The sequence below is a fragment of the Halomonas caseinilytica genome (assembly GCF_001662305.1).
Taxonomy (GTDB): Bacteria; Pseudomonadota; Gammaproteobacteria; order Pseudomonadales; family Halomonadaceae; genus Halomonas; species Halomonas caseinilytica.
In genome coordinates, this window is record NZ_BDEP01000028.1 from 14,314 (window position 1) to 40,623 (window position 26,310).

Here is a 26,310-nt window from a genome sequence, read left to right on the forward strand (position 1 = left end):
CCCCCCTTCCCAGGCCCAGCCTGAGACAGACCCTCGCCGGGAAACCGGCGGGGGTTTCTTTTATGCGAGCAGAGAAGAAGTCAGAAGGACCATGTAGAATTCCTGCCCATACGGAGCATCCGGCCCGTCGCTCGCTTCTCTTTCCCCTTACCTCTTGCCTCCTTTGTCTATGCTGTCGAACATCCGCATCGTTCTCGTTCAGACCTATCATCCCGGTAACATCGGCGCCTCGGCGCGGGCCATGAAGACCATGGGCCTCACCGACCTGGTGCTGGTCAACCCGCGCTGCTATCCCGACCCCGAGGCCTCCCGGCTTGCTGCCGGAGCCGAGGATGTCGTCAACAACGCCACCGTCGTCTCGTCGCTGGCCGAGGCAGTGACCGACTGCGTGCAGGTGGTCGGCGCCAGTGCCCGACTGCGCAGTTATCCCCTGCCCCACTACGACGAGCCGTCGGAGATGGCCACAAGCCTGGTCGACAATGCCAGCGAAGCGCCCGTTGCCCTGGTCTTCGGACGCGAACGCTTCGGCCTGACCAACGACGAGATCCGCGACTGCAGCCACCAGGTCAGCATCCCTGCCAACCCGGACTATGGCGTGCTCAACCTGTCCCAGGCCGTGCAGGTGCTGGCCTACGAGACCTTCGGTGCCTGGCGGCGTCGTCCCGACAGCGATTATCAGGCGCCCCGGCATGCCTCAGCGCCCTTGCCGACCCGCCAGCAGATCGATCACTTCCATGAGCACCTCTCGCGGGTCATGCATGCCAGCGGTTTCATCACCCAGCCCCATGCCCGCACCGAGGAACAGTTGCGTGCCCTGTTCGACCGCGCCCAACCGACCCGACGTGACATTTCGTTGCTGCGCGGCCTGTTGAGTTCGCTGGAAGACGGCATTCGCGACACGTGACCCATCGTCAACGAAACGTCATTTACGCGACACACCACTGTCATCTCGATGCGTGATAGTGCACATGTCCGAGGATGGGACGGGGGCAAGGGACACTGCCATTATCGTTGCCAGGGACGCCAAGGGGCAGGACGCCCCTCAAGGAAATCGGCATCAGGACGATGCCCAGGGAGGACTGGAATCGCTCGCCACGGTGGGGGTCACCGTGGCGTTTTTCTTGGCTGATTAACAAGCATAATGGCAAAGTGCGATGCAGATCGGCCAGGAGAAATGCCATGAGCACGGACCCCGAAGCTCGCCAGGAGCCACACCATAGACTCGTCCACGACGAACTCCCCGAGGAACACGTCGATCCGTTGATCGGCATCCTGCATCGCGTCATCCGCATCGGCGTCAAGATACTGGCAGTGCTGATGGTGCTGGTGATCCTGTGGGGCATCTTCGACGTCATCTACGTCCTTTACCAACAGCTCGCCTCTCCGCCCTACCTGCTGCTGGAGGTCGGCGATATTTTCCGGCTGTTCGGCGCCTTCATGGTGGTGCTGATCGCCATCGAGATCTTTATCAACATTCGTCTCTATCTCGGCACCAGCGTCCTGCCGATCCAATTGGTCATCGCCACGGCGTTGATGGCCATCGCCCGGAAGGTGATCGTGCTGGACATCGAAACCGTCTCGGCCGAGTACGTCTTTGCCATCGCCACCGTGGTCCTGGCGCTGGGCGTCACCCACTGGCTCGTCGCCCGCAAGTACTGAGCCTCCGGCGAGCCTCGCAGCCCGACACCCTGCGCCGAACTCGCCGTGCGGCCCCGAGCTCGGCGATCTGCCAAGCGGGCGCTTCAAGCGCCGCCTGCTCTCCGGCGGCCTTCCCAGACCTCGATGGCCGCCGCCAGGTCCTCCAGCGACGCCCCCACCGACTTGAAGACCGTGATCGCCTCGGGACCACTGCGCCCGGGCTCGCTCCCCGAGAGCAACTCGGCGAGCTCGGCACGGATGTCCTCGAACGCGAAGGCGCCCTCGTCGATGGCCTGATGGATATCTCCAGCTTCGCCCCGTGCGCCGGCATAGGTATCCACGAAGACTTCGCCGCGCCGCAGGCACTCGCCATCACTCTCGCGCATGTCTGGCTTGAAGGCACCGATCAGGTCAAGATGCGCTCCCGGCGCCAGCCACGCGCCACGCACCAGCGGCTCGGTGGAAAGCGTCACGCAGCTGACCAGATCGGCCTCGCCACACGCCCCTTGCAGGTCGCTTACCACCGCGGTATCGAAGCGCTCGGCGTATTCGTCGGCCAGCCGGCGAGCCTTGTCCGGGTGGCGCCCCCAGATACGGACGCGACGAATCGGCCGCACCGAGGCATGTGCCTCGATAACCATCGGCGCCAGCTTGCCGGTGCCCACCACCAGCAGCGTCTCGGCGTCCTCGCGGGCCAGTTCACGGGCGGCCAATGCCGAAGCGGCGGCGGTGCGACGGCGCGTCAGCTCGCTGCCGTCGATACAGGCCAGCGGTTGCCCATGGTCGCCCTCGCTGAGCAGGTAGACGCCGGCGATCGCCGGCAGGCCATGCGTGGCGTTCTGGGGAAAGACATTGACCATCTTCACCCCGATATAACCGTCCTGCTCCCAGGCCGGCATCAGCAACAGGGTCGCCTCGCCGTCGTGACGCTGCACGCCATGGTGGTGACGGGGCGGCGAGACCACGCCCTGGCGAAACGTATGAGCCAATCGGTCCACCAGCGCCGGCCAGGCCAGGCCGACGGCAACTTCCTCGGCGTCGATGATGCGCATGTCACTCCTCCCGTGATCATTGGCAAGTTCCTTCTCGGACACCGGCGAAGCCGGCCATGAAAGCCGCCAGGTTATGGCCCAGCTCATCGGTGGGGTAGCCGCCCTCCTGTACCAGCACCGTGGGCAGGTCGAGTTCGGCGAGCTGGAGGCCCATTGCCGTGAAGTCTCCGGTCTCCAGGGCCAGCCCCGCCAGGGGATCGGCCTTGTGGGCATCCAGGCCGAGCGCTACCACCATGGCCTGGGGCTCGTAATCGGCCAGCCGGGCGAGCAGCGATTCCAGGCCATCGAGAAAGACCCGGCCACCGCTTCCCAGAGGCAACGGCAGATTGACGTTGGCACCCTCGCCTTCTCCCTCGCCGGTCTCCTCGGCCCCACCCCAGAAGAAGGGATAGAAGTCCGCCGGATCGGCATGCAGCGAGCCCGTCCAGACATCGCGACGGGCATAGAAGATGTCCTGGGTGCCATTGCCGTGGTGCAGGTCCACATCGACGATGGCCACCCGCGCGAAACTCTCACGCAGCACCGTGGCGGCCAGGGCGGCGTTATTGAGAAAGCAGAAGCCCCCGGCACGCTCCGGGCCGGCGTGATGTCCCGGTGGCCGGCACAGGGCATAGGCATGATGCTCGCTGCCGTTGACCGCCTCGGCCGCAGCCTGGGCGGAGGCCGCGCTGGCCAGGATGCCGGCAAAGCTGTCGGCGGTGATCGGGCAGGCCATGTCATGCAGATGCCAACCGGCCTGGCCGACCGGATGCCGCGGATAATGATGGCCGCCACCACAGGGGTGCACATTGGGCGCGACGATCTCGGCGGCATTCGGCAATGCCTGCCAGCGCTCGTGAATGGTCGCCAGAAAATCGAGATAGCGCGGCGCATGAATCCGCGCCAGGCGCGTTCTCAGGCGCTCGCTGTCGACGATGCCAGGCGCGGTCAGCGACATCCCGACCTCGGCCAGGCCCTGCGCCAGCAACTCGGCGCGCACCGGTCCTTCCGGTGAAGGGGCCGGCCGTCCTCGCAACAGGAAGTGCTCCGGTGCATGACGTTCCTGATCGGGGTGATAGAAAAGCCTCATGCGCGCCTCCTTGCGTCGTCCCTCAGCCAAGCAGCGAGGGAATCCAGGTGGAAAGGAACGGAAAAGCGGCCAGCAGCACCACCACGGCGATGAAGGCACAGTAGAACGGTAGGGAGGCCAGGATCGCCCGTTCATAGGGCACCTCGGCGATACGCGCCGCCGTCATCAGGGTCATGCCCACGGGAGGCGTGACATTGGCGATGTTGAGCGTGACGATCATGACGATGGCGAAATGCAGCGGATCGAAACCGAGCGATACCATGGCCGGAACCACCACCGGGCCGATCACCACCAGCGCCGGCAACACATCCATCACCGTGCCGAGCACGACCAGCAACAGGCACACCAGCATGATCTGCACGAAGGGCACATCGCTCAACGTGGCAATGGCCGTGGCGGCCTCCCGGGCGATGCCGGAGCGCGTCACGAACCAGCCGAGTACCGCCGAGGTCGCCAGTAGGAAGAACACCACCCCGGAGAACTTCACCGTGGTCACCAGGGCATTCCAGATCTTCTTCGGGCTCAGGTTGCGATAGAAGACCGCGCCGATGAAGATCGCGTAGACGGCCGCAAACCCCGAGGCCTCGGTGATGGTCGTCATGCCCGAGAGAATACCGCCGAGAATGATCAATGGCACCAGCATGGCCGGCAGCGCCGAGAAGAACGCCAGGACGGCCACGCGAATCGGCGTGCCGGCCTGCTTCGGATACCCTCGTAGCCAGGCCAGCACAATGCTGGTCAGCAGCAATGCGGCGGTCATGAGCACACCGGGCAGGATACCGCCGGCGAACAGGTCGATCACCGAGATGTCGCGCAGCAGGGTCGCATAGACCACCATCACCACGCTGGGCGGAATGATCGGCCCGATGATCGATGAACAGGCCGTGATGGCGGCGGCATACTCGGCGTCATATCCCTGCTTTTTCATCTCGGGAATCATGATCTTGCCGATCGCCACGGTATCGGTGATGGCCGCCCCGGTCAGGCCGGCGAAGAACAACGACACCGTGACGTTGACGTGGGAAAGAGCCCCGCGAATGCGACCGAACAAGGCATTGTTGAAGGCGATCAGTTTCTGGGTCAGCCCGCCCTGGTTCATCAACTCGGCGGTGAAGATGAAGTACGGCACGGCGATCAGCATGTAGCCGGAGACACCGGCAAACATGCGATCGACGATGATGCCGACCAGGCGCTCGCCGCCCAGCGAATAGACACCGGCGACCCCGGAGATCGCCATGACCACGGCGACCGGAGCCCCGATCAACAGCACGACGACGAAGGCGATGATGGCGGGCGTCATGAGCGGGATTCCTCGTCCTGGCGGATCACCTCCTCGATCACCGCGGACTCGTCGGTGAAATGCTCCAGCAGGCTGAAGCCGTGTACCAGGTGCAGCAGGAAGATGACGCCGGAGATCGGCACGGCGATGGCCGTCCACTTGCGCGAGATCTGGATGGCATCCGAGACCATGTAGACCTGGGTGGCGTTCTGGAAGAAGCTCCAGCCGTACCAGATCACCAGCAGCGCGAAGAAGGCGATCACCGCCAGAGTGAGCACGGCGGCCACCTTGACCAGGGCCTCGGGCAGCACGCGCATCAGCAGTGTCATGGCCACGTGCTCGCCGGCATGCAGGGCAATGGTCGACGACAGCATGCCGATCCATGGCAGAAACAGTCTGGCCAGCGAATAGGTCCAGCTCAGGGCCCCACCGGTGAACAGCGTGTACAGAAACCCCGTGAAGGAAATGGCCAGCATGCCGAGGATGCAGGTCACGCAAATCACGATGGCGACCTGGTTGACGGCATCACTGAAGCGGCGGGCCTGGGTCAGTCGCGACATGATCGATATCCGAATGAGCGAACCAGAGACATTGGCCGTGGCGGAACCCTGTCCCACCACGGCTATCGCACAACGTATCGGGCCTTACTGGCCATAACGCTGGAAGGCCTCCTCCGGCAGCGAATCGCGCAGCGCATCGACCTTGGCCAGCATGTCCTCGACCAGTTGCTCATCGGCGCCGAAGTCCTCGACGATCCATTGCTTCCAGGCCGGTCGGGCGATCTCGGCCATCCGCTGGCGTTCCTCGGTGGGCATGATGTAGCACTCCTCGAACAGCTCGCAGGACGTCTGCCAACTGGCTGTGGCAAGCATTGCCGAGGCGCCGTGACTCAACTCCACCGCTTCCCGGGCCGCCTCGGTGACGATGCGCTGGTAGTCCTCGGGCAACGTCTGAAACCAGGTCTCGCTGACCACCCAGGACGCACTGTTGTAGACATGGCCGGTCAGGGTGGTGTAGTCGGTCACTTCGTCCAGGCCATAGGTGGTATTGATCACCGGCGCGTTGAACTGGCCATCGGCCAGACCGGTTTCCAGGGCAGTGATCAGCTCCCCCCAGGGCAACGGCGTGGCCGAGGCGCCCAACGCCTTCATGGTGGCCACGTGAGCGGGATTTTCCTCGGTGCGGATGTTGAGTCCTTCGAGATCGTCGACGGTCTTGATCAGGCGCTCGTTGTTGGTGAAGGCCACGAAGCCGCCACCGTCATCGAAAGTTCCCAGATAGCGCATGTCGGCCGCCTCGATGGCGCCGGACATGAAATCCGCGAACCACTGGCTGTCGAAGAAGGCCCAGGCCTGCCGCCAGTTGTCGAACAGGAAGGGCGCGGTGACCACCTGGTAATCCTCGTAGAAGGACGACATCGCCCCGGAAGTGAGTACGCTCGACTGAAGGGCGCGGCCGCCGGCCTGCACCTGCGAGCCGGTTTCCACCTCGGAGCCCATCTGACCGCCACCGAAGATGTTGACCGCCAGATCGCCACTGGTGAGCGATTCGACCCGTTCCTTGAAGTGCACCAGGGCAGGATAGATGCTGTTGTTCTCGAGGTTTTCGGGAATCAGGGTGGCAATGGCCATCTCGTGGGACTGGGCCTGCACCTGGGCGCTGACCATGGCCAACGGCAAGGCGGCCAGTGCCGTCAGGCGGCCGAAGGAATGGCTCGGCATCGTATCGTCCTCGCGTCTTTGCTGTTGTTATCGCCCATCGTGAGACGATGTCCACGACAGGCCGCTGTACAGCAATGTAGGAAGCGATACGGCATCATGCTTGCCTGCGAATGAGAACTTCTTGCCCCAGGCTCACGCGTCTCAGCTCAACCGCCGCTCGCTCGACGGCGACACTTCGAAGGCGCGTCGATAGGCGCGCGAGAAACTGCCTTGGTCGCGGAATCCCACCAGCGCCGCGATCTGCCCGAGACTCAGGCCGCTATGGTTGACCAGCGTTCGGGCGTGTTCGAGACGACGCTGCTGGACATAGGCCAGAGGCGTCATCTCCATGCGCTCGCGAAAACAGGCATGAAAGTGCCCGACACTCAGGGCGCACCGGGCCGCCAGATGCTCGACGCGAATCTCCTCGGCCAGGTGGCGATCGATCCAGTCATCCAGTTGGGCCATGTCGAGCCGGCCATCGCGCCCGGCCACGTATGCCTCCCCTTCCCCGGAAAGCGGTTGCGACTCCAGATGCAGGTAAAGCGCCCGCAGCAACAGGGCGGCGATCTCGCTGTGCAGGGCCGGACAGTGCTCGAGCTGCTGCATCAGGCTGTCGGCCAGCCGATTCAGGCGCGGGGGCACGCCGAAGAAGCGCGGGCGATCGAACAGTCGCTCCATGTCGTTGGCATTGCGCAACGCAGGCAGCGTGGCGACAGGGATGTCGAGCACGAAGGTGCGGTTTCGCCCATCGCCCATGTATTCATGATGATGGGCACAGGGAATCAGGCATCCTCGACTGCCGGTGACCCGCTCGCCGTTGCCTTCGATGGAAAGCTCGGTGGCACCTCGAGTCGCCAGGATCAACTGATGATGCCCATGCACATGGGCCACATGTTCGCGTGCGAGATTGGTGGCGCGTAGATCGATCAGCGACATCGCGCGGGCCTCGGCATGCTGAGTGGTTAACGCCCTTTTACCATGGCGCCGAGGCACGAGTAGCGCAAGTGAGTCGGGGCAATCCGAGTCAACGCTTGGGGGCCGGCGCCATCACCATCGGGAGCGCACCGAAAAAACGCCCCCTCCAGGGCCTGCAAATCGGAAAAAAACCCCACTGGCCAAGCCGCGGTTCTTTGCTATCGTCGGCGCTTTAATCCCCAATGCAAGGAGCACGCCGATGGGCTTCACCCCTCTGCCGGAGACGGTCCCCACGACCATGTCGGCCATGCTGCTGACCGGGCATGGCGACGTCGACAAGCTGGTCTATCGCCAGGACGTGGCCACACCGAGCCCTGCCGCCGGCGAGGTCCTGGTCAAGGTGACCGCCACGGCCAAGAACAACACCGACCGCAAGGCACGCGAGGGACTCTACCCCACCAAGGACAAGGGAGAGGTGGCCTCCTTCGCCATGGGAGGTTCACCGACCCTGACCTTTCCGCGCATCCAGGGTGCCGATGTGGTCGGCACGGTGGTGGCCGTAGGCGATGGCGTCGATGCCTCGCGCCTTGGCGAACGCGGCCTGCTGGACTTCAATCTCTACGCCGACGATCGTCGCCACATCAACCTGACGCCGGACTATTACGGCCACGGCGCCGACGGCGGTTACGCCGAGTACATCGCCGTGCCGTCCGACCAGTTCCATCATGTGCCCAACTCCGAGCTGAGCGATGCCGAACTGGCCGCCATGGGCATGTGCTCCTACCAGACCGCCTACCACATGATGACCTCGGCGGGCATCCAGGCCGGGGAACGTGTCCTGGTTACCGGTGCCAGCGGCGGCGTGGGAACCGCCCTGATCCAGCTCTGCCGGATCGTCGGCGCCGTGCCCTATGCCCTGAGCCAGCGCGACAAGGCCCAGGCCCTGCTGAACCTCGGCGCCGAGGCGGTGCTCGACCGCTCCGACATGAGCGACTTCACCGAACAGGTCAAGGCCGTGACCGGCGGTGCCCCCATCGACGCGGTCATGGACCTGGTCGGCGGCGAGATGACCGACCGCTTCATCGACACCATGATCTTCGACATGAAGGCCCGCGACAGCTATCCTCGGCTCTCCATCGCCGGTGCCAGCGGCGGCAACGTCAGCGAGATCATGTGGACGCGGATCTACCTCTATCAGGTGCAGATCTTCGGCGTCTCCCACGGTACCCGCGAAGAAGCCGAGCAACTGGTCGACTGGATTCGCGACGGCAAACTCAAGCCCGTGCTGCATGCAGCCTTCAAGCTCTCCGAGCTGCACGAGGCCGAACGTTACTTCGTCAATCGCGGCAGCAACTATCTGGGCAAGATCGTCATCGTGCCGGACAGCGAATGGTCGCAGCACGGCGCCCCCCACGCCCTCGAGGGACACCAATGACCCAGACACCCAGGTCCCAGACACTCGGCATCCGCCTGATGGACACCCACGCCGGCGGCGATGTCAGCCGCATCGTGCTCGGTGGCATCACGCCCCTGCCGGGCGACACCGTGCGAGCGCAGATGGAGTACCTGCGCGACGACGCCGACGGGCTGCGCAAGCTGCTCCTTGAGGAACCCTATGGCATCCCCGAGATGTCGGTGGATCTGATCGTGCCGGCCAGCGACCCGAGAGCCGCTGCCGGCTACATCATCATGGAAGTGATGGGCTACCCCATCTACTCCGGCTCCAACACCATCTGCACCGCCACCGCCGTGCTCGAAGCCGGCCTGGTTCCCAAGCAGGAAGGTCGCCAGCGCTTCATGCTCGAGGCACCTGCCGGGCTGGTCCAGATCGAGGCGCTGGTCGAGAATGACGTGGTCGAGGCCATCACCTGCGAGGGCCTTCCCAGCTACATCGACACCCACAAGGCCAGTATCCATGTCCCCTCGATCGGCGACGTGACCTACAGCGTGGCCTACAGCGGCGGTTTCTATGCCCTGGTCGACGCCACCGAGCTTGGCTTCTTGCTGGTCGCGGAAGAAGAGCGCCACCTCTCCGAATGCGCCCACAAGATCGTCGAGGCGATCCAGGCCGAACGCGGCTTCTCCCACTACACCCTGGGCGACGTCGGCCCCCTGCCCTTCCTGCACTTCATGGGGCCGGTGGAGCAGGTCGCCGACGACTTCTATCGCTCGCGCTCGGCAACCTACGTTCACCCTGGCGTGATCTGTCGCAGCACCACCGGGACCGGGACCTCGGCCCGCCTGGCACTGATGCACCATGAAGGCCGCATCCAGCCCGGCGACAAGCTCGAGACGGTATCCCTGCGCGAGACCGGTTTCATCGGCGAGTTCACCGGCACTCGCCAGGAAGGCACCCACCAAGTCGTGGAGAACACCATCACCGGCAAGAGCTACGTCCTGGCGCACTCCGACATCGTCGTCAATCACGAGGACCCGATGGTGAAAGACTGGAGCTTCCATCATATCCTCGAGACACACCACCACGGTTCCACCTGAACCGTTCGCGCCGGTCTCGGCCGGCGCTTTTCCTCTCGTCCGGGCAAGCGCCCGGCAGCCACCAAGGGGCTCGCATGCCGACGGCGCTGATCCTGCTGGACATCCAGAACCTGTACTACACCAGTCGCCACACCTATCGGCGCAACGTCGACTACAACGCCCTGTGGGCGCGCGCCACCGAGGGGCGACGCGTTGCCCGGGCCATCGCCTATGCCATCGACCGGGGAGATGCCAAGCAACGCCAGTTCCAGAACATCCTGCGCGCCATCGGCTTCGAGGTGAAGTTAAAGCCCTTCATCCAGCGGGCCGATGGCTCGGCCAAGGGCGACTGGGATGTCGGCATCACCCTGGATGCCGTCGCCCACGCCCCCGAGGTGGACGTGGTCGTGCTGGCCTCGGGGGATGGCGATTTCGCCCTGCTGGCCGAACGGCTCCGACACGACCATGGTGTCGAGGTAGAGGTCTACGGCGTCCCGGCCCTCACCGCCGACGCCTTGATCCGCTCGGCCTCGCGCTTCATTCCCATCGAAGGCGATCTGCTGCTGGGTACAGCGCCCTAACGGTGCCCTCGGTCGTTTCGACCGTGCAGGCAACGATCACCTGCGTCTACACTGCACTGCAACATGCCAGGTTCGACCGGAGGGGACATGTCGCAGGAACGCAAACGCATCGATCTTGCCTTGCAAGGCGGCGGCTCCCATGGGGCACTGACCTGGGGCGTGCTGGACCGCCTGCTGGAAGACGAGCGACTGGAGATCGTCGGCATCAGCGGCACCAGTGCCGGCGCCATGAACGCCGTGGTACTCGCCGACGGTCTCCACCGCAACGGTCGTGACGGAGCCCGCGAGGCCCTGCGCACCTTCTGGGAAGCCGTCAGCGCGGCGGCTCGCTTCTCGCCCTTCCAGCGCAGCTTCTGGGACAGGCTGATGGGCAACGACAACCTGGACCATTCCCCGGGCTATCTGTTCTTCGAAGGCCTCACCCGCCTGGTCGCCCCCTCGCAGCTCAATCCCATGGGATTCAATCCACTACGCAATCTCGTCGAGCGCCAGATCGACTTCGAACGGGTCAACGCCTGCCGAGGCGTCAAGGTCTTCGTCACCGCCACCAACGTGCGCACCGGACGTGCCACGATCTTTCGTCAACCTGGCCTTTCGGTCGACTCGCTGATGGCCTCGGCCTGCCTGCCCTCGATCTTTCCCGCCGTGGAGATCGACGGCGAGGCCTATTGGGACGGCGGCTTCAGCGGCAACCCGGCCCTCTACCCGCTGGTCGACGACCAGGACTGCCGTGACCTGGTCGTGGTCCAGGTCAACCCGCTCGTGCGCCAACGGCTTCCCGATTGCGCCCGGGATGTCATCAACCGCATCAACGAGATCACCTTCAACTCCAGCTTGATCAAGGAACTGCGCAGTATTCAGCTACTTCAGCGCCTGATCGAAGCAGAAGGCCTGGAACTCGAGAATTATCGCGCCATGCGCCTGCACCTGATCCACACCGAGCAGGATATCGAGTCACTCGGCGCCTCGAGCAAGATGAACGCCGAATGGCGCTTCATCTCGCGGCTCCATGAACTGGGCCGACGCTGGGCCGACCAATGGCTGGACGAGCACTTCGACGCCATCGGCCAGCACTCCACCTTCGACCTGGATGCCGTCTTCGACGACACCTTTCGTCCCCTCGGTCGCACCGAGGGCGCCTTTCGGGCTCGCCGACAACAAGAGTGAACGCTTCGCGGAGCCGTTCACGTCGCCTTCAGCCCCAAGCGTCTGGCCAGCCGATGCAGATTGCCCGGATCCATGCCCAGTGACCGGGCCGCCGCCGCCCAGTTGCCATCATGGTCACGCAGGCTTGCCTGGATGTGACGACGCTGGAACGCCTCGGTGGCCTCCTTCAGCGACAGCGACGGCTCGAGAGACGCCGACGATTCGCTCGAACCCTGCCGAACGTCCAGGCAGGCCGAGGCGGTCGCGTCATCGGGCAGATCGAGATGCTCGCGCGTGATCAACGCCACGGCCTGGCGCCGATCGCTGGTTGCCACCAGGCCTTGCTCGCCCAGCGCACGCAGTGCCGCCCTGGCCAGCGTATGCTCGAGTTCACGCACATTGCCCGGCCAGCGCCAGGCCAACAGCGCCGTTTCGGCCTCCGCCTGCAACCGCAGGTTGTGAAGCCCCAAGCGCACCCGATTGACCTCAAGGAAGTGGCCGACCAGCAGGGGAATATCCTCGGGACGCTCCCGCAAGGGCGGCACATGCAGGGGAAAGGCACTCAGGCGGTGATAGAGATCCGCGCGAAAACGACCGGCCTCGACCTCGACATGGAGATCGCGATTGGTGACGGCAACGACCCGTACATCGACCTTGCGCGGCGTCTCGCACCCCAGCGGCTGGATCTCCCCCTCCTGCAGCACACGCAGCAGCTTGGGCTGGAGTGCCAGCGGCAGCTCCCCGATCTCGTCAAGCATCAGGGTGCCTCCGTCCGCCATCGCGAAGTGGCCGCGCCGGTCCTCTGTCGCGCCGGAAAAGGCACCGCGTCGGTGACCGAACAGCTCGCTCTCGATCAGACTCTCCGGCAAGGCCGCGCAGTTGACCTGGACCAGGGGGCCCTGGTGGCGACGCGAACGTCGGTGCAAGGCCCGCACCGCCAGCTCCTTGCCGACACCGGTCTCTCCGTGCAGGAGCACGCTCATGTCAGTGGGCGCCACCAGCTCGATGGCACGGTCGAACTGGCGCATGGCACGACTGTTCCAGCGCCAGTTGATCTCGGAGGGAGACGCCTGGGCCAGCACCTCGTTGAGGCGGGTGCGCGTGGTGCGCAGTCGCTCGGCCAGGTGCAGACAGGTACCCAGCAGCCGCGCGATGCTCAGCAGTTGATCGTCATCGAGGCCATCCAGGCGCCCCGGTTCGAGCGCATCCAGTGTCAGCAGGCCGGTCAGGCGCTCATCATCGCGCAAGGCGACGCCGAGGCAATCGTGCACATCGCTGAGATCCTCGTCGATCAAGCCATCGAAGGGGTCCGGCAGCGGACTGTCATGGGGGAATCGGCACACCCCGGCGTGGCTGGCGATCGCGGCGAGCCGGGGGTGATCCTGCAATGCAAAGCGCCGCCCGCGCACCTCGTCATCCAGTCCCAGCAGGGCCACCGGTCGCAAGGCTTCGCCATCCATCACCATCAAGGTACTGGCATCGGCGGGAAAATCGCCGACCAGCGCCTGCAATAGGTCGCCCCAATGCGCCTCGGATGCCTCATATTCCGAGAGCTGTGCCAGAAGCGTACGAAGCGCCTTGAGAAATTCCGTCATGGGTCACCTTCCCGAACGACAGCATTGTGCACGCCCCGATGCGCATGCCAGGGCGTGCAATGTAGTGTCACAACGACACTATAAGTCGTCATATTGACTATTGTCATTACAACATCGGTGATGCTTAAACTGTGAACCCAGCCCTGCATGCTGTCGCGACACATGTCTATATATCTTTTAATAACAGATAGTTGCCAACCAGCATGCGGCAAGGTGTCGCAATGACAGCGATATGGAACATGCCTTGCTCCTACAGGGTGTCATCAATCACATCCCCCGAACGAGGCTGACGCGAACCATGCTGACAAACAAACAGGAAGGCATCATCGAGGCGACCGCTCCCGTCGTGGCCGAACATCTCACCACCATTACCCAACACTTTTACCCCTTGATGTTCGAGCGCTATCCCGATGTCGCTCCCCTCTTCAACCAGGCCCACCAGGCCAACGGAGGCCAGCCACGTGCTCTGGCCAACTCGGTGCTGGCCTATGTCCAACTGCGCAAGGAGCCCGCCAAGGCTCGTCACGCGCTGGAAACCGTCGTCAACAAGCACGTCTCGCTGAACATTCAGCCCGACCAGTACCCGATCGTCGGCGAATGCCTGATGGCCGCTATCGGCGATGTCCTGGGTGAGGCCGTCACCGAAGAGGTCGCCGATGCCTGGGGCGCACTGTATCAGGAACTGGCTGACCTGCTGATCGACCTCGAGGGCCAGCGCTATCGCGAATTCGCCGATTCCCCCGGAGGCTGGCGCGGTGTCAGGGCCTTTCGAATCGCCGATATTCGTCAGGAAAGCGCTGTCATCCGCTCCTTTCTTCTGGAGCCCGAGGATGGCCAGCCCGTTGCCGACTTCCGCCCCGGCCAGTTCATCGGCGTCCGCCTCATGATCGATGGCCAGCCGGTGTATCGGCACTACAGCCTGTCGGCCTTCCCCAATGGACGCAGCTACCGGATCTCCATCAAGCGAGAAACCGACGGTCTCGTCAGCCGCCATTTCCATGACGTGCTGAACGTCGGCGACCGTGTCGAGCTGCTGCCGCCGGCCGGCGACCTGACGCTGCCGGAGGAGGGCCACGACCCGGTCATGCTGCTCAGCGGTGGCGTCGGTCAGACTCCCATGCTGTCGCTGCTCCGCCAGGCACTGGAGCAGGGGCGGCAGGTCGTCTACCTGCATGCGGCGCTGGACAAGGATCATCATGCCTTCGGCAACGACGTGCAGGCCCTGGCCCGCGACTATCCCGACCAACTGCGGGTGGTCACCGTCTACGAGCAGGCCGGCGAGGCCAGCCATGTCGACCATATCGGGCGTGTGGACCGTGAGCTGATCGCCCGCTACCTCCCTGCAGGCGCTCCGCACTGCTATTACGTCGGTCCACAGGGGTTCATGGTCGCCGTCGATGGCTATCTACAGGCGCTGGGCGTGCCCGAAGCGCGCCGGCACTTCGAACACTTCGGCCCCTCACGCGCGCTAGAAGCCGCCTGATACGCGCTACCACCGGTCGAGGATAGCCGCCACTCGGCGGCTATCCGGCCACGCCACGCCTCCATCATGAAACCCGCCATGCACGCTCTTCCTGACGATGCTGCAGCGGCGAGGTTCCGAAGTAACGCTTGTAGTCGCGACTGAACTGGGAGGCACTACGATACCCCACCGCCGAGGCCGCCTGGTTCACGTTACAGGTCTTCTGGGCCAGCAATTGCTGCGCCTTGAGCAACCGCAACTGTTTCAGATACTGCAGCGGCGAGGCCTGCACGATGTCCCGGAAATGCTGATGGAAGGTCGACGGGCTCATGTTCGCCTGGCGGGCCAACGCCTCCACCGAGACGTCTTCCGCATAGCGGGCATGCAGCCGCGACAGTACCTGAACGATGCGCGAGTAATGCCCCTGGTGCAGTACCAGAGCACGCAGCGCCGGACCTTGCTCGCCCCGCAAGGCCTCGAAGACCACGTCTCTCACCCGCGACGCTCCCATGGCGGCCGTCTCGGCGGGATCATGCAGACTCCGCAACAAGCGCTCCACCGCCCCCTGCATGCCATCGGTCATCGACACCGAGGCCATGGGCACCGGCGACGCCTCGCCCTCTCCGCTCCCCTGACCGATGCCATCGCCGATGGTCGTCACCAGTTCGCCGAGCAAGGCCGGATCGAGATGCACCGCCACCCCCAGCAAGGGCGCCTCCGGGGAAGCGTGGGTTTCGCACTCGAAAGGCAACGGCAACGTCTGTACTAAGTATTGACCGGGACCATAGTGAATTTCCCGGTCGCCCAGATAGCCGATCTTGTAGCCCTGGGCCACGATGATCAGGCTCGGTTCGTAGATCATCGGGGTACGACCGCTCGGTCGATGCATGGCCATCAGGGACACCGCCGACAGCCGGGTCGGGGTATAGCCATCGCCCTCGATCAGGGGTGCCATCAACTCGATCAACGAGTCGGTGCGGGAGCTTGCAGCATGCATCATGGAATCCTTCATCAGTGCCCGGGCCCGGACACTCATTCATCACGGCCACTTTCATCGGCGAGCAACATAGCTCGTAGAAACTAGCAAAACAGGGAAGACACATAGTGTCATGATCAGCGCCTTTAACCACGATGATGCCTCATCATGGCGGAACAGTATGATGGCGAAAACGGTGCCTGCATGTCATGGCAAGACGCCCCCTTTCGGAGAAACGTGCAAAAAATCCGGAGGAACGTCAGTCCTCACCGCCCTTCTGCCCATCCATAATGGCCCAGGCCTCGCACCGAGGCATCACTGACCGACAGGAGAGCCATTCATGAGTCAGACTCGTGCCTATGCGGCCCACGCGGCCGATCAGCCCCTGGCCCCTTTCACCTTCGAGCGCCGTCAACCGCGACCGGACGACGTCGCCATCGAAATCCTCTACTGCGGCGTCTGCCACAGCGACCTGCACTTCGCCCGCAACGACTGGGGCATGACGCGTTTCCCCATCGTGCCCGGCCACGAGATCGTCGGTCGCGTCACCGCCGTGGGTGATGACGTCAGCCGCTTCCAGGTCGGCGACATGGTCGGTGTCGGCTGTATGGTCGACTCCTGCCGCCACTGCCAGCCCTGCCAGGACGGCGTCGAGCAGTTCTGCCTCGAAGGCTTCACCATGACCTACGGCAGCGACGACCGCCAGGACGGCACCATGACCCAGGGCGGCTACTCGGACAGCGTCGTGGTCAGCGAGCATTTCGTGCTGCGCATGCCCGAAGGCCTCGATCCGGCCGCCGCCGCCCCGATCCTCTGCGCCGGCATCACCACCTATTCGCCGCTCCGGCACTATGGCGTCAAGGCCGGCCACAAGGTCGGCGTGATCGGCATGGGTGGCCTCGGCCACATGGGCGTCAAGCTGGCCAAGGCATTGGGTGCCGAAGTCACCGTCTTCACCCGCTCCGACGCCAAGGTCGAGGAAGCCCGACGCCACGGCGCCGACCACGTGGTCGTCTCTTCCGATCAGGCGCAGATGGACGCGGTCGCCGAGACCTATGACTTCATGCTCGATACCGTGCCGGTCCAGCATGACCTCAATCCCTATCTGGCGGCCCTCAAGTACGACGGCACCCACATCCTGGTCGGCCTGCTCGATCCCATCGAACCGGCCATCGAAGGCTTCAACCTGGTCTTCAAGCGTCGCGTGCTGGCCGGCTCGCTGATCGGCGGCATCCCCGAGACCCAGGAGCTGCTCGACTTCTGCGCCGAGCACGACATCACCTGCGATATCGAAACCATCGACATCCAGGACATCAACACCGCCTATGAGCGCATGGAGAAAGGCGACGTGCGCTACCGCTTCGTCATCGACATGGCGTCGCTGAAAAACGCCAGCGCCGACTGACGGCTCGCGCCTGCCGAGGGCTCCCCTCGGCGGGCTCTTCTTTTGCCACACCCCGCAGGCACGCGTCCTCTTTCGTCCTCCTTTCCCGCCATACAGACCTCGCCAAAGCGGCGACGAGGCTGTTCCATCTTCCGCTTTCGACGCTGTGACATCGGGAAACTGCTGCCATACTGACCGAGCAAGGTTCCCGAGACACCGTGGAGGCACCACCAATGCATTATGAGGGAAGCTGTCACTGTGGCCAGATAACGTTCGAGGTAGAGGGCGAGCTGGAGAAGGTCATGGAGTGCAATTGTTCGCATTGCAGCCGCAAGGGCTACCTTCTCTGGTTCGTGCCACTCGCCGACTTCACCTTGAACAGCCCCGAGTCGGCATTGTCCACCTACACCTTCAACCAGCACGTCATCAAGCACCATTTCTGCCCGACGTGCGGCTGCGCGCCCTTCGGATTCGGCGCCGACCGCTCGGGTGCCGAAACGGCGGCCATCAACGTGCGGTGTCTGGAAGGCGTGGAACTGTCGGATCTGGAACGAATTCCAGTCGATGGCCGTTCTTTGTAGGCACGTATGTCCCATTGCCTTCATGCCCCCAGCTCCTGCACCTCATCCAGATCCACATGGACGACAACGCGATCCTGGTCGTCCAGCAGATGACGTGCACTGCGATTGAGCACGTCCACGTTGAGCAGCAACTCGCCGCATGCCACTTCGTAGCGAACGACGTTGCCCAGCAGCCGTCGGCGGCGGATGATGCCGTGGCAGCCGGGCCCCGCGTTGGGGGGCAGTTCGGCTGACTTGACGGGATCACGTCCCTGCGCGACGAGATAGAGCGCCTCGGGGCGCAGCGCCACCTGGCCTTGTTCGCCATGGTGCCCCAGCAGCGGCCTCGCCTGCTGGGCATCGAGCAGGTTGTAGTGCCCCATGAACCCTGCGGCATGTCGACCGGCGGGACGGGTGTACAACTGCTCGGCATCGCCCTGCTGGAGGATCTGCCCCTGGTGCATCAGGAAGATGCGATCCGATAGCATCATCGCTTCCTCCTGGTCATGGGTCACGAACAGCGTCGTCAGCCCCAGCGTCTTCTGGATGTCGCGAATCTGGTCGCGCAGATGCCGACGAATCCGAGCATCCAGCGCCGACAGCGGTTCGTCCATCAAAAGGATCTGCGGCTCCACGACCAGCGCCCTGGCCAACGCCACTCGCTGACATTGTCCGCCGGAAAGCTGGTGAGGGTACTTGTCGGCATGTGCCTCGAGCTCGACCAGCCTCAGCACCTCCTCGACCCGCTGCCGGCGGGCTTCGCGCTCCACCCGCTGCATGCGAAGCCCAAAGGCGACGTTATCGGCGACCCGCATGTTGGGAAACAGAGCATAGTGCTGGAAGACCATGCCGATGCCCCGCTTGCGGGGCGGAAGCTGGGTGATGTCTTCCCCGGCGATTCGCACGCTTCCCTCGTCCAGCGCGGTCAGCCCGGCGATGCTGCGCAGCAGGGTCGACTTGCCGCAGCCGGAAGGCCCCAGCAAGGTGATGAACTCGCCCTGGGCGATATCCGCCTGGATATCCTGGAAGACCCGAGTGGCGCCGAACGCCTTGGCCAGCCCCTCCAGTTGCAGATAATCCGAGCGCGGAGGACTGACGGCATCCACGACGTCACGCGCCGACGTCGCCTCCCCGCGGCTCTGCGGCGAGTTGAAGGGCATGGATGCAGGCCCTTCCTTGTAGACCGGGGAGCCCATGGCTGTTGACGGCATCATGAGGCAGACTCCTTGGCAAGGTCCTGGCCCGACTGACGATTGCCCAGCCAGGTCAGTACGAGAGTGAAGGCGAACAAGGTAATCACCAGGGCACTGGTGAAATGGCCACTGGCGCCACGCATGTTGTTGAGATATACCTGCAGGGTCTCGAAGCGCGTGCCCACCAGCAGGTTGGCGAAGACGAACTCGCCGACCAGGAAGGAAAACGACAGAAAGATCGCGATCTGCACGCCGACCCGAATATTGGGCAACACCACCAGGAAGAAGGCCTGCAACGGGCCGGCTCCCAGCAGTCGCGCTGCATCCATCAGCGAGGCCACATCGATGGACCTCAGGCTGTTGGCGATGGCGCGGTACATGAACGGCAGCACGATGGTGAAGTAGGTCGGAATCAGGATCCAGGGCGTCCCCACCAGGGGCAGCGGCCCGCCGGCATAGAGTTGCAGCAGCCCCACCGACGAGACCACTGGCGGCACGGCAAAGGGCATCAGGATCAAGCCATTCATCCAGCCATCCAGACGTGGGTAACGGGTCTGGGCCAGGAAGGCCACCGGCAGGATCAGCACCAATGACAAGGCCAGCGCACCGACGGCCACCAGCAGCGAGCGCACGAAGGCAGCCTGGAAGCGCGGCGTGGCCCACAGCTCGACGAACCACTTCAGGGTCAGCGAGTCCGGCAACAGGCTGGCCCCCCAGTGCCCGGCCAGGGCATAGCCCAGGGTCACCACCAACGGCAAGGCCAGGATGGTGAACACGCCCAGCACCACCAGCCTGTGCGGGTCGAACCGCCAGCGAGGCCTCGCCGTAGAAGACGGTCCCGAAGCCATCGTGACAGTATCAGCGCTCTGCGACATGATAACTCCTGCGAAGTAGCCACTGCTGGATCAAGGTGACCATGGCCAGCAGCAGCACGAGAATCAGCGCCAGCGCACTGGCCAGGTTGGGCTGCAGAAAGAGATCCCCCGACACCAGGTTGGCGATGCGAATGGTCATCAGGTTGTAGCTGGTGTTGACCAGGGCATAGACCGTCGCATAGGCCCCCATCGCATTGGCAATCAGGATGGTCAGGGTGCCCAGCAGGGCCGGCCACAACACCGGCAGGCCAATATGCCGCCAGTAGGCCAGACGCCCCGCTCCCAGCAGGCTGGCCGCTTCCTGCCACTCCGTACGCAAGCCCGCCAGCGCCGGGAACAGTAGCAACACGCCCAGCGGAATCTGGAACCAGGTGTAGATGACGATCAGCCCCGTCTTCGAGTAGAGGTTGAAATCCTCGATGATCCCCAGACGCTGCAGGGCCAGGGTCAGCACGCCATTGGTCCCCATCAGGATGATGAAAGCAAAGGCCAGCGGCACGCCGGCGAAATTGCTGGTCATGTTGGTGAAGGCCACCATCCAGCGACGCAGAGGCCCTCGCGTATGGGCGAGGCTATGGCAGGTCAGAGCGGCAATGGTCAGACCGAGCAGGCTGGACACCAGCGAGATTTCCAGGCTGCGCCCAATGGCCTGACGAAAGAAGGGTGACGTGACGATCTCGCGGAAATGCCCCAGGCCCCAGCCGTCATCCACGCGAAACGCACTGATCGCGACCCATGCCAACGGCGCCAACTGGAAAGCCGCGAACACCACCACGAAAGGCAGCAACCACAACAAGGCCGGCGAAGCAGCGTGAAGCCCTCTCATGACTCCCCCTCCTCCTGGACAAGCAATTCGCCATGGAACGGCTTGTGATGCTCCAGTCCCATCAAGGTGGCCAGGGTCCCGCATAAGCGCCTCTGTTCAACGAGTGGCACCGGACGCCGAGAGAATCCGTCCCCCAGCGTCCAGAGCGGTACCCCGCGCTCGACTTCCAGCGAGCCCGAGTGAGAGCGATCGGCATTCATGCCATGATCGGCGGTTACCATCACTTGATAGCCTGCCTCCAGCCAGCGCGGCAGGTAATCGGACAGGGCAATATCGGCACGACGTGCCGCATTGCGATACTGGGGCGAATCTCCCCCATGGCGATGCCCGGCATCATCGATATTCATGCTGTGCACCAGCAGAAAATCCGGATCGTTCAGTTGACGGAGCATCTCGGCATCGCTGAATAGATGGTCGTCCGGATAGTGATCCTGCCAATAGAAAAGCCCGGCCTGGATGGCGGCATCCGGCGCTTGCCGAAACCGGTGCCGCGTGCGGTCGAAGGGCGCCTCGAGGTAAAGCTCGCTTACCCAATGATAGGCCGCGGCCGCCGTGCGCTTGCCTTGCCGGCTAGCCAGGTCAAACAGGCTGGTGCCATGGGAACGGCGCACCACATCGTTGTTGACCACGCCGGAATCGACCGGGCGGTCGCCGGTCAGCAGGCACTCGTAAAGCGGCCGCGACATGGCCGGTAACTCGCAGCTCAACGTGTAGTAACGACCCCGCCCCGCCTCGCAGAGCGCATTGAGATAGCCCATGGCATGATGACCGACAAGGTGGTTGAGACCGTCGAGCACAATGAGTATCACGCGGTGTGACATGGTAACTCCTGGCCGCTACCCGGCACGGATAGCGGCAACGCTGACATGACGGGTTACTGCTGATGGATCAGCACCTGGGACTGCCACTGGCGGGGCAGTTCGCGGGCGCTCTGCTCCCAGGCAGCGAAGTCCTGGATCGGCCGGGCGTTGGCATACTGCTCGTTGGGCAGCAGCCTGGCCGCAATCTCGTCGGGCATCTCCAGATGCTCGGCCCGGATCGGACGCGCATACCCTTCCGCCAGATTGAGCTGCCCCTGATCGGAGAGAATGAACTCACGGGTCAGCTTGGCCGCATTGGGATGCACGGCATGCCGATTGATGATGGTGGCATAGCCTGACGTCACCGACGCATCGGCAGGAATCACCACCTCGAAGGCATCGGGATCGATCTGGTCGCGATAGTTCAGGGCATTGAAGTCCCACATCAGCGCCACCTCGATCTCGCCCTTCTCGAGATTGGCAATGCTGGGCTCGGCCAGCGAAAGCCGCCCTTGGCGAGCCAGTTCGGCAAACACCTCGAAACCGGGGGCCAAATCCGCCTCGCTGCCGCCGTTGGCATAGGCAGCCGCCAGCACGGCATTGTTGGCCTGGGACGCCTGGCCCACGGCGCCAGCCGAGACCTTGTAGTCACCCTCGCTGAGATCAGCGAAGGCGTCGGGACGCTGGTCTTCCGGCACCAGTTCCTTGTTGATCATGAAGGCGATGGTGCCGGTATAGCCGAGCATCCAGTGGCCTTCCTCGTCCTTGGCCCACTCGGGAATCTCATCCCAGGTACTCGGCTTGTACGGTTGCGTGACACCCTGCTCCACCGCGATGGGACCGAACGCGAATCCTACATCGCCGATATCGGCCGTGGCGTTTTCGCCCTCGGCCTTGAACTTGGCCACTTCCTCGGCCGAGCTCATGTCGGTATCCATGTGCTCCAGGCCATACTCGGTCTTCAGGTCATGCCAGGTATCCTTCCAGTTGGCCCAGGAGTCCGGCATCCCGACGCTATCGACACGCCCTTCCTGCTGAGCGGCTTCGATGAGGGCCGGCAGATCCGACGGATCGGCCTGGACACTACCGGCCATGAGTGTGGCACCCAGGGCACAGCCCAGCGCCAGACGGGGAAGGGGCGATCGACGCGGCAACATGGTGTGACTCCTTGCAAGAATCGTGAGAAGCAAAACGTCGCCTGGTCTAGTTCAGGCAGTGGCAAGGAGGACTCTAGAGACGCTTTATGACGCCATGGTGTCAAATACGTGGCAGCCACGTTGCGCGTGACAACGGCGTATTTCATCCTGTTGAAACAGACAGGACGCTAGACTGAGATGGAAAGATTCACGTCATTAACCAAGCAAACTGAACTAGACCAAGAAACCCTCTCGAGATCCCATGCCTTCAATGCCAGCAGCTTCCACAAACCCGCTTCGCTCATCAGCCATGCCCGCCAGTCAGCAAGCCCATGACCTGCGGATGACATTGTGGGAACTGCTGACCCAGCACACCCTGCGCCCCGGTGACCGCTTGCCCTCCGAGCGGCAACTGCTGGAGCACCTGAACACGACGCGCATCACCCTGCGCGAGGCGCTTTCACAACTGGAAGCCGAGGGACGCATCTACCGGGAAAGCCGCCGCGGCTGGTTCCTCTCTCCCCCACGCCTGCGCTACGATCTGCTCGCCGGCCTGCCCTTCCACGAAATGGTCGAATCGCAACGGCGCCGCGCCGCCACCGAGCTGCTGGAAGCCCATGAAACGGCCGCCTCGGCGACAGTCGCCAGACGCCTGGGCATGGCGGAAGGAACGCCGGTCTACCGGATCGTCAGAGCCAGAAGCATCGACGGCCGTCGAGTGCTCTATGTCGAACACCACCTCAGGGTCGACTGCTTTCCCGACATCCTCGCGTTCGACCTTGCTGCCTGCTCATTGACCGAACTCTATCGGCGGGAATACGCCATCCGGGTCAGCCGCGTCAGCTTCGAGCTGGGGTCCACGGGGCTGGGCCATCGAGCCGCCTCCGCCCTGCACGCCGCGCCGGGCAGCCCGGTGCAGCGCATCACCCGCATCAATCATGACCAGAACGGCCGCATGGTGGATTGCGACGATGAATACTGGCGACACGACGCCATCGAACTCACCCTGAGCGCTGCCCCGCAATCCTGAGCGATCACGTCAGGCGGGCGCGCGACTCCCCGGTACACTTCCCAGCATTGTCGCTACACATCGGAACGTGCCGCATAGATCGAGGTGATCCAGTCCAGGAAGACTCGCACGCGGGGCGATAGCTGCCGCCGCTGAGGATAGACCGCGTGCAGCGGCAGCGTCGGTTTGGGCCACTCTGGCAGGACTTCCACGAGCTCTCCCCGCTCGATCAGGGGCGCGACATGAAAGCGCGGCAATTGAATCATGCCGCATCCCTGGCGAGCACTCTCCACATAGGTCGAGGCATCGTTGACCGTGATCCAGCCACCGACCTCGAAAGCCCGGGAACGGCCATCCACGATCACATCCAGGGTGCTGTCCACCGCATTGTTGCCAGAGAAGAAATTGACCACCTGGTGCTTGTGAAGCTCGTCGGGATGACGCGGATACCCGGCGCTCTCCAGGTATGTCGGGCTGGCACAGATCGTCTGGGGCATTTCAGCCAGCTTGCGGGCGACCAGGCTGGAATCCGCTGGGGCTCCGGAGCGCAGCGCACAATCCACGCCCTCTCCCACCAGATCCACGAACCGGTCTCCACTGGTCAGAATCAGCTCCAAGCGCGGATAACGGCGATGGAACTCCTGAATGCGCGGCAACACGATCAGCCGGGCCTGGGCGCCATGCATCTCGACACGCAAGACACCGTCGGGATTATCGGCGACCGGCTTCAGGGTTGCTTCGGCATCCTCCAGTTCCGCCAGCAGACGCACGCAACGCTCGTGGAACGCCTTTCCCTCGGGGGTGGGACGTACCTGTCGCGTCGTGCGTTCCAGCAGGCGTACACCCAACCGACTTTCCATCCGCTGAATGGCCAGGGTGGCGGTCGCTCGGGGAATATCGAGCCCGTTGGCCGCCTTGGTGAAGCTACCGCTCTCCACGATGCGCACGAAAAGGGTCATCGCCTCGAACCGGTCCATACGAATTGTTTTTCCTGGCTGAATAGTCTTTGCAGATTAGCTGATTTATTCGCGTGATTGGAATGCCAATACTGGGCAGCGTCAACTCAACGAGGAACGGATCAATGACCGACACAACGCAGCAAGTCGCACTGGTGACCGGCGCTTCCCGTGGCATCGGCCGTGCCATCGCTCTCAAGCTCGCCGAGGATGGCTTCGCCGTGGTGGTGAACTATGCCGGCAATGCGGAGCTGGCAAACCAGACTGTGGCCGAAATCGAGACGAACGGTGGCCGCGGAGTGGCACTACAGGCCGATATCGGCAATTCGGCGTCCGTCATTCGGCTTTTCGACCAAGCGCTGGAGGCGTTTGGACGCCTCGACGTCGTGGTCAACAATGCCGGCACCCTGCAGATGGCGAACATCACCACCGACAATGTCGAGGTCCTCGACCGTACGCTCGCCACCAACCTCCGCGGCAGTTGGCTGGTGATGGCCAAGGCTGCCGAAACATTACGCGAGGGTGGGCGCATCATCGCCCTGTCATCGAGCGTGCTGGCGAAATCCTTCCCCGCCTACGGTGCCTACATTGCCAGCAAGGCCGGTGTCGAGGGGCTGATCAAGGTACTGGCCAATGAACTGCGCGGGCGTAACATCACCGTCAACGGCGTGGCCCCCGGCCCCGTGGCCACAGAGCTGTTCTTCGAAGGCAAGAGCGACGAGCAGATCGCCTCGATCGCTGCCATGGCCCCCCTCGAGCGTTTGGGACAACCGGAGGAAATTGCCGATGCCGTCGCCTTCCTGGCCGGGCCGCAAGGCGGCTGGATCAATGGGCAGGTGCTACGCGCCAACGGCGGTTTCGCCTGAGGCGGTCCCGACGACGCACGATCCGGCTCACTCCGACGAACGCAAACGCGTCACCAGGTCGACCAGGGCCGTCTCGAGTTCCAGTTCGGGCACAGCCTGGCGCAGGGCGATATGGGCGTCCGGCTGGAACCGCTGCGGGTCGTCGACGACCTCCTGGAAGGCGTTGACCACCTCGACCAGCATCGACGGTTCCCCATCGACCTGCATGGCACCATGCACCAACAGCGCCATGTCGCGGCTACCCTTCACGCGGCGCCAGCGCTGGGCAGTGCCGACCAGCTTGCAGCCGGCGATGCGCACGTTGAAGCGGCCATCGCAATAGGCACCGGCCACCTCGCCGAGATCCGCCTCGGCCACGCCCAGGGAGGCCAACCAGTCACACCAGGGGTCGCCCAGGCGATGATAGCCCCACTCGAGATGCGCCGCCGAACTGCGTACCTCACAGCGCACCACCAGAGCCAGGTTGACCACCATCGGCCCCTGAGGCACCGGCGTACCCCCGGTGGCACGGAACAGTACCGGCCAGCCCTGCCCCTCCAGGCGTGACCGTGCCTCGTCAAAGCCTTCGAGACGAGCGTGACGACGCGGCATCACCAGAGCCCGGTCATGCGGCGACCATGCCAGGCACGCCAGATGGCTCTCGCCCCGACACACCGCCTCCAGCAACGCCTCTTCGGCGGCGAGGCCCTCTTGCACCGAGGGGCGGTACAGAACCGTGTCGCTCGTCATCATATCGCTCGCTCCAGGGTGAAGCGCCCAGCTTACGTCGTCGCTTGCACCTGGCGCCATCGCTGCTCAGGCAAATTGCGACTAT

26 protein-coding genes are annotated in these 26,310 nt (G+C 63.8%); 11 read left to right on the top strand and 15 right to left on the bottom strand.

Annotated features, from left to right (window positions below; genetic code table 11):
• Positions 1 to 169: 169 nt before the first annotated feature.
• Positions 170 to 904 (top strand): RNA methyltransferase, encoded by a 735-nt coding sequence (locus A9O65_RS15675; protein WP_064702602.1) that lies wholly within the window; start codon positions 170 to 172, stop codon positions 902 to 904.
• 275 nt (positions 905 to 1,179) lie between these two features.
• Positions 1,180 to 1,659, top strand: a complete 480-nt coding sequence (locus tag A9O65_RS15680; protein ID WP_064702603.1) for a phosphate-starvation-inducible PsiE family protein — start codon at positions 1,180 to 1,182, stop codon at positions 1,657 to 1,659.
• Between the two features lie 83 nt (positions 1,660 to 1,742).
• Here A9O65_RS15680 and lhpI read toward each other — a convergent pair whose 3' ends face one another.
• From lhpI to A9O65_RS15710, 6 genes are all read right to left on the bottom strand, one after another.
• Entirely contained in the window at positions 1,743 to 2,690 is a 948-nt protein-coding gene (lhpI, locus tag A9O65_RS15685) for a bifunctional Delta(1)-pyrroline-2-carboxylate/Delta(1)-piperideine-2-carboxylate reductase (protein WP_064702604.1), read from the bottom strand.
• Between the two features lie 16 nt (positions 2,691 to 2,706).
• Positions 2,707 to 3,759, bottom strand: a complete 1,053-nt coding sequence (locus A9O65_RS15690; protein ID WP_064702605.1) for a histone deacetylase family protein — start codon at positions 3,757 to 3,759, stop codon at positions 2,707 to 2,709.
• A 22-nt stretch (positions 3,760 to 3,781) separates the two neighbouring features.
• Entirely contained in the window at positions 3,782 to 5,059 is a 1,278-nt protein-coding gene (locus A9O65_RS15695; RefSeq protein ID WP_064702606.1) for a TRAP transporter large permease, read from the bottom strand.
• Positions 5,056 to 5,598: a TRAP transporter small permease gene (locus A9O65_RS15700; protein WP_064700268.1), complete on the bottom strand. Its 543-nt coding sequence runs from the start codon at positions 5,596 to 5,598 to the stop codon at positions 5,056 to 5,058. Before A9O65_RS15700 ends, A9O65_RS15695 begins: the two co-directional genes overlap by 4 nt.
• Before the next feature lie 84 nt (positions 5,599 to 5,682).
• The gene (locus A9O65_RS15705; protein ID WP_064702607.1) at positions 5,683 to 6,759 is read right to left on the bottom strand and encodes a TRAP transporter substrate-binding protein; all 1,077 of its coding nucleotides are present in this window, start codon (positions 6,757 to 6,759) and stop codon (positions 5,683 to 5,685) included.
• A gap of 141 nt (positions 6,760 to 6,900) precedes the next feature.
• The gene (locus tag A9O65_RS15710; protein ID WP_064702608.1) at positions 6,901 to 7,677 is read right to left on the bottom strand and encodes a helix-turn-helix domain-containing protein; all 777 of its coding nucleotides are present in this window, start codon (positions 7,675 to 7,677) and stop codon (positions 6,901 to 6,903) included.
• Between the two features lie 238 nt (positions 7,678 to 7,915).
• Between A9O65_RS15710 and A9O65_RS15715 the strand changes: the two genes are divergently transcribed.
• The 4 genes from A9O65_RS15715 to A9O65_RS15730 all read left to right on the top strand — a co-directional run bounded on the left by A9O65_RS15715 (position 7,916) and on the right by A9O65_RS15730 (position 11,879).
• Entirely contained in the window at positions 7,916 to 9,091 is a 1,176-nt protein-coding gene (locus A9O65_RS15715; RefSeq protein WP_064700271.1) for a zinc-binding dehydrogenase, read from the top strand.
• Positions 9,088 to 10,152, top strand: a complete 1,065-nt coding sequence (locus A9O65_RS15720; protein ID WP_064700272.1) for a proline racemase family protein — start codon at positions 9,088 to 9,090, stop codon at positions 10,150 to 10,152. The genes A9O65_RS15715 and A9O65_RS15720 overlap by 4 nt, the downstream gene beginning before the upstream one ends.
• Before the next feature lie 74 nt (positions 10,153 to 10,226).
• A complete protein-coding gene (locus A9O65_RS15725; protein WP_064700273.1) occupies positions 10,227 to 10,712 on the top strand; it encodes a LabA-like NYN domain-containing protein in 486 nt (161 codons plus the stop codon).
• Positions 10,713 to 10,799: 87 nt separating this feature from the next.
• On the top strand, positions 10,800 to 11,879 hold the full coding sequence (locus A9O65_RS15730) for a patatin-like phospholipase family protein (protein WP_064702609.1): 1,080 nt from the start codon (positions 10,800 to 10,802) through the stop codon (positions 11,877 to 11,879).
• 17 nt (positions 11,880 to 11,896) lie between these two features.
• On the opposite strand, the gene norR is transcribed toward A9O65_RS15730, so the two are convergent.
• Positions 11,897 to 13,453, bottom strand: a complete 1,557-nt coding sequence (gene norR / locus A9O65_RS15735; protein WP_064702610.1) for a nitric oxide reductase transcriptional regulator NorR — start codon at positions 13,451 to 13,453, stop codon at positions 11,897 to 11,899.
• A gap of 298 nt (positions 13,454 to 13,751) precedes the next feature.
• On the opposite strand from norR, the gene hmpA reads away from it, so the two are divergent.
• Complete coding sequence (gene hmpA / locus A9O65_RS15740) at positions 13,752 to 14,936, top strand: NO-inducible flavohemoprotein (RefSeq protein ID WP_064702636.1); 1,185 nt, start codon at positions 13,752 to 13,754, stop codon at positions 14,934 to 14,936.
• Positions 14,937 to 15,000: 64 nt separating this feature from the next.
• On the opposite strand, the gene A9O65_RS15745 is transcribed toward hmpA, so the two are convergent.
• Complete coding sequence (locus A9O65_RS15745; protein WP_064700276.1) at positions 15,001 to 15,912, bottom strand: AraC family transcriptional regulator; 912 nt, start codon at positions 15,910 to 15,912, stop codon at positions 15,001 to 15,003.
• Between the two features lie 319 nt (positions 15,913 to 16,231).
• On the opposite strand from A9O65_RS15745, the gene A9O65_RS15750 reads away from it, so the two are divergent.
• Positions 16,232 to 17,296 (top strand): NAD(P)-dependent alcohol dehydrogenase, encoded by a 1,065-nt coding sequence (locus tag A9O65_RS15750; RefSeq protein ID WP_064700277.1) that lies wholly within the window; start codon positions 16,232 to 16,234, stop codon positions 17,294 to 17,296.
• Positions 17,297 to 17,508: 212 nt separating this feature from the next.
• Positions 17,509 to 17,856, top strand: coding sequence for a GFA family protein (locus tag A9O65_RS15755; protein ID WP_064702611.1), 348 nt, complete (start codon positions 17,509 to 17,511; stop codon positions 17,854 to 17,856).
• A gap of 20 nt (positions 17,857 to 17,876) precedes the next feature.
• On the opposite strand, the gene A9O65_RS15760 is transcribed toward A9O65_RS15755, so the two are convergent.
• From A9O65_RS15760 to A9O65_RS15780, 5 genes are read right to left on the bottom strand one after another with little or no spacing between them, the layout of a single operon-like run.
• Positions 17,877 to 19,049 carry an ABC transporter ATP-binding protein gene (locus A9O65_RS15760; protein WP_139180695.1) on the bottom strand — a complete coding sequence of 391 codons (1,173 nt, stop codon included), beginning with the start codon at positions 19,047 to 19,049 and terminating at the stop codon, positions 17,877 to 17,879.
• Complete coding sequence (locus A9O65_RS15765; protein WP_211612793.1) at positions 19,046 to 19,903, bottom strand: ABC transporter permease; 858 nt, start codon at positions 19,901 to 19,903, stop codon at positions 19,046 to 19,048. Before A9O65_RS15765 ends, A9O65_RS15760 begins: the two co-directional genes overlap by 4 nt.
• Complete coding sequence (locus A9O65_RS15770; protein ID WP_064702612.1) at positions 19,887 to 20,729, bottom strand: ABC transporter permease; 843 nt, start codon at positions 20,727 to 20,729, stop codon at positions 19,887 to 19,889. Before A9O65_RS15770 ends, A9O65_RS15765 begins: the two co-directional genes overlap by 17 nt.
• Complete coding sequence (locus A9O65_RS15775) at positions 20,726 to 21,550, bottom strand: alkaline phosphatase family protein (protein ID WP_064702613.1); 825 nt, start codon at positions 21,548 to 21,550, stop codon at positions 20,726 to 20,728. Before A9O65_RS15775 ends, A9O65_RS15770 begins: the two co-directional genes overlap by 4 nt.
• Before the next feature lie 53 nt (positions 21,551 to 21,603).
• Positions 21,604 to 22,686, bottom strand: a complete 1,083-nt coding sequence (locus A9O65_RS15780; RefSeq protein ID WP_139180694.1) for an ABC transporter substrate-binding protein — start codon at positions 22,684 to 22,686, stop codon at positions 21,604 to 21,606.
• Between the two features lie 322 nt (positions 22,687 to 23,008).
• On the opposite strand from A9O65_RS15780, the gene A9O65_RS15785 reads away from it, so the two are divergent.
• Complete coding sequence (locus A9O65_RS15785; protein ID WP_244534456.1) at positions 23,009 to 23,695, top strand: UTRA domain-containing protein; 687 nt, start codon at positions 23,009 to 23,011, stop codon at positions 23,693 to 23,695.
• A 53-nt stretch (positions 23,696 to 23,748) separates the two neighbouring features.
• Here the strand turns inward: A9O65_RS15785 and A9O65_RS15790 are convergent, their stop codons facing one another.
• Complete coding sequence (locus A9O65_RS15790; protein WP_064702614.1) at positions 23,749 to 24,651, bottom strand: LysR family transcriptional regulator; 903 nt, start codon at positions 24,649 to 24,651, stop codon at positions 23,749 to 23,751.
• A 104-nt stretch (positions 24,652 to 24,755) separates the two neighbouring features.
• Between A9O65_RS15790 and A9O65_RS15795 the strand changes: the two genes are divergently transcribed.
• Positions 24,756 to 25,496: an SDR family oxidoreductase gene (locus A9O65_RS15795; protein WP_064702615.1), complete on the top strand. Its 741-nt coding sequence runs from the start codon at positions 24,756 to 24,758 to the stop codon at positions 25,494 to 25,496.
• 27 nt (positions 25,497 to 25,523) lie between these two features.
• Here A9O65_RS15795 and A9O65_RS15800 read toward each other — a convergent pair whose 3' ends face one another.
• Positions 25,524 to 26,228 (bottom strand): lipoyl protein ligase domain-containing protein, encoded by a 705-nt coding sequence (locus A9O65_RS15800; RefSeq protein ID WP_082920201.1) that lies wholly within the window; start codon positions 26,226 to 26,228, stop codon positions 25,524 to 25,526.
• Between the last annotated feature and the right edge of the window lie 82 nt (positions 26,229 to 26,310).

What these genes read in the sequence shown, in the direction of transcription:
- A9O65_RS15675 (WP_064702602.1), top strand. Translation starts at nt 170, where the DNA reads ATGCTGTCGAACATCCGCATCGTTCTCGTTCAGACCTATCATCCCGGT.
- A9O65_RS15680 (WP_064702603.1), top strand. Translation starts at nt 1,180, where the DNA reads ATGAGCACGGACCCCGAAGCTCGCCAGGAGCCACACCATAGACTCGTC.
- lhpI (WP_064702604.1), bottom strand. Translation starts at nt 2,690, where the DNA reads ATGCGCATCATCGACGCCGAGGAAGTTGCCGTCGGCCTGGCCTGGCCG.
- A9O65_RS15690 (WP_064702605.1), bottom strand. Translation starts at nt 3,759, where the DNA reads ATGAGGCTTTTCTATCACCCCGATCAGGAACGTCATGCACCGGAGCAC.
- A9O65_RS15695 (WP_064702606.1), bottom strand. Translation starts at nt 5,059, where the DNA reads ATGACGCCCGCCATCATCGCCTTCGTCGTCGTGCTGTTGATCGGGGCT.
- A9O65_RS15700 (WP_064700268.1), bottom strand. Translation starts at nt 5,598, where the DNA reads ATGTCGCGACTGACCCAGGCCCGCCGCTTCAGTGATGCCGTCAACCAG.
- A9O65_RS15705 (WP_064702607.1), bottom strand. Translation starts at nt 6,759, where the DNA reads ATGCCGAGCCATTCCTTCGGCCGCCTGACGGCACTGGCCGCCTTGCCG.
- A9O65_RS15710 (WP_064702608.1), bottom strand. Translation starts at nt 7,677, where the DNA reads ATGTCGCTGATCGATCTACGCGCCACCAATCTCGCACGCGAACATGTG.
- A9O65_RS15715 (WP_064700271.1), top strand. Translation starts at nt 7,916, where the DNA reads ATGGGCTTCACCCCTCTGCCGGAGACGGTCCCCACGACCATGTCGGCC.
- A9O65_RS15720 (WP_064700272.1), top strand. Translation starts at nt 9,088, where the DNA reads ATGACCCAGACACCCAGGTCCCAGACACTCGGCATCCGCCTGATGGAC.
- A9O65_RS15725 (WP_064700273.1), top strand. Translation starts at nt 10,227, where the DNA reads ATGCCGACGGCGCTGATCCTGCTGGACATCCAGAACCTGTACTACACC.
- A9O65_RS15730 (WP_064702609.1), top strand. Translation starts at nt 10,800, where the DNA reads ATGTCGCAGGAACGCAAACGCATCGATCTTGCCTTGCAAGGCGGCGGC.
- norR (WP_064702610.1), bottom strand. Translation starts at nt 13,453, where the DNA reads ATGACGGAATTTCTCAAGGCGCTTCGTACGCTTCTGGCACAGCTCTCG.
- hmpA (WP_064702636.1), top strand. Translation starts at nt 13,752, where the DNA reads ATGCTGACAAACAAACAGGAAGGCATCATCGAGGCGACCGCTCCCGTC.
- A9O65_RS15745 (WP_064700276.1), bottom strand. Translation starts at nt 15,912, where the DNA reads ATGCATGCTGCAAGCTCCCGCACCGACTCGTTGATCGAGTTGATGGCA.
- A9O65_RS15750 (WP_064700277.1), top strand. Translation starts at nt 16,232, where the DNA reads ATGAGTCAGACTCGTGCCTATGCGGCCCACGCGGCCGATCAGCCCCTG.
- A9O65_RS15755 (WP_064702611.1), top strand. Translation starts at nt 17,509, where the DNA reads ATGCATTATGAGGGAAGCTGTCACTGTGGCCAGATAACGTTCGAGGTA.
- A9O65_RS15760 (WP_139180695.1), bottom strand. Translation starts at nt 19,049, where the DNA reads ATGATGCCGTCAACAGCCATGGGCTCCCCGGTCTACAAGGAAGGGCCT.
- A9O65_RS15765 (WP_211612793.1), bottom strand. Translation starts at nt 19,903, where the DNA reads ATGTCGCAGAGCGCTGATACTGTCACGATGGCTTCGGGACCGTCTTCT.
- A9O65_RS15770 (WP_064702612.1), bottom strand. Translation starts at nt 20,729, where the DNA reads ATGAGAGGGCTTCACGCTGCTTCGCCGGCCTTGTTGTGGTTGCTGCCT.
- A9O65_RS15775 (WP_064702613.1), bottom strand. Translation starts at nt 21,550, where the DNA reads ATGTCACACCGCGTGATACTCATTGTGCTCGACGGTCTCAACCACCTT.
- A9O65_RS15780 (WP_139180694.1), bottom strand. Translation starts at nt 22,686, where the DNA reads ATGTTGCCGCGTCGATCGCCCCTTCCCCGTCTGGCGCTGGGCTGTGCC.
- A9O65_RS15785 (WP_244534456.1), top strand. Translation starts at nt 23,009, where the DNA reads ATGACATTGTGGGAACTGCTGACCCAGCACACCCTGCGCCCCGGTGAC.
- A9O65_RS15790 (WP_064702614.1), bottom strand. Translation starts at nt 24,651, where the DNA reads ATGGACCGGTTCGAGGCGATGACCCTTTTCGTGCGCATCGTGGAGAGC.
- A9O65_RS15795 (WP_064702615.1), top strand. Translation starts at nt 24,756, where the DNA reads ATGACCGACACAACGCAGCAAGTCGCACTGGTGACCGGCGCTTCCCGT.
- A9O65_RS15800 (WP_082920201.1), bottom strand. Translation starts at nt 26,228, where the DNA reads ATGATGACGAGCGACACGGTTCTGTACCGCCCCTCGGTGCAAGAGGGC.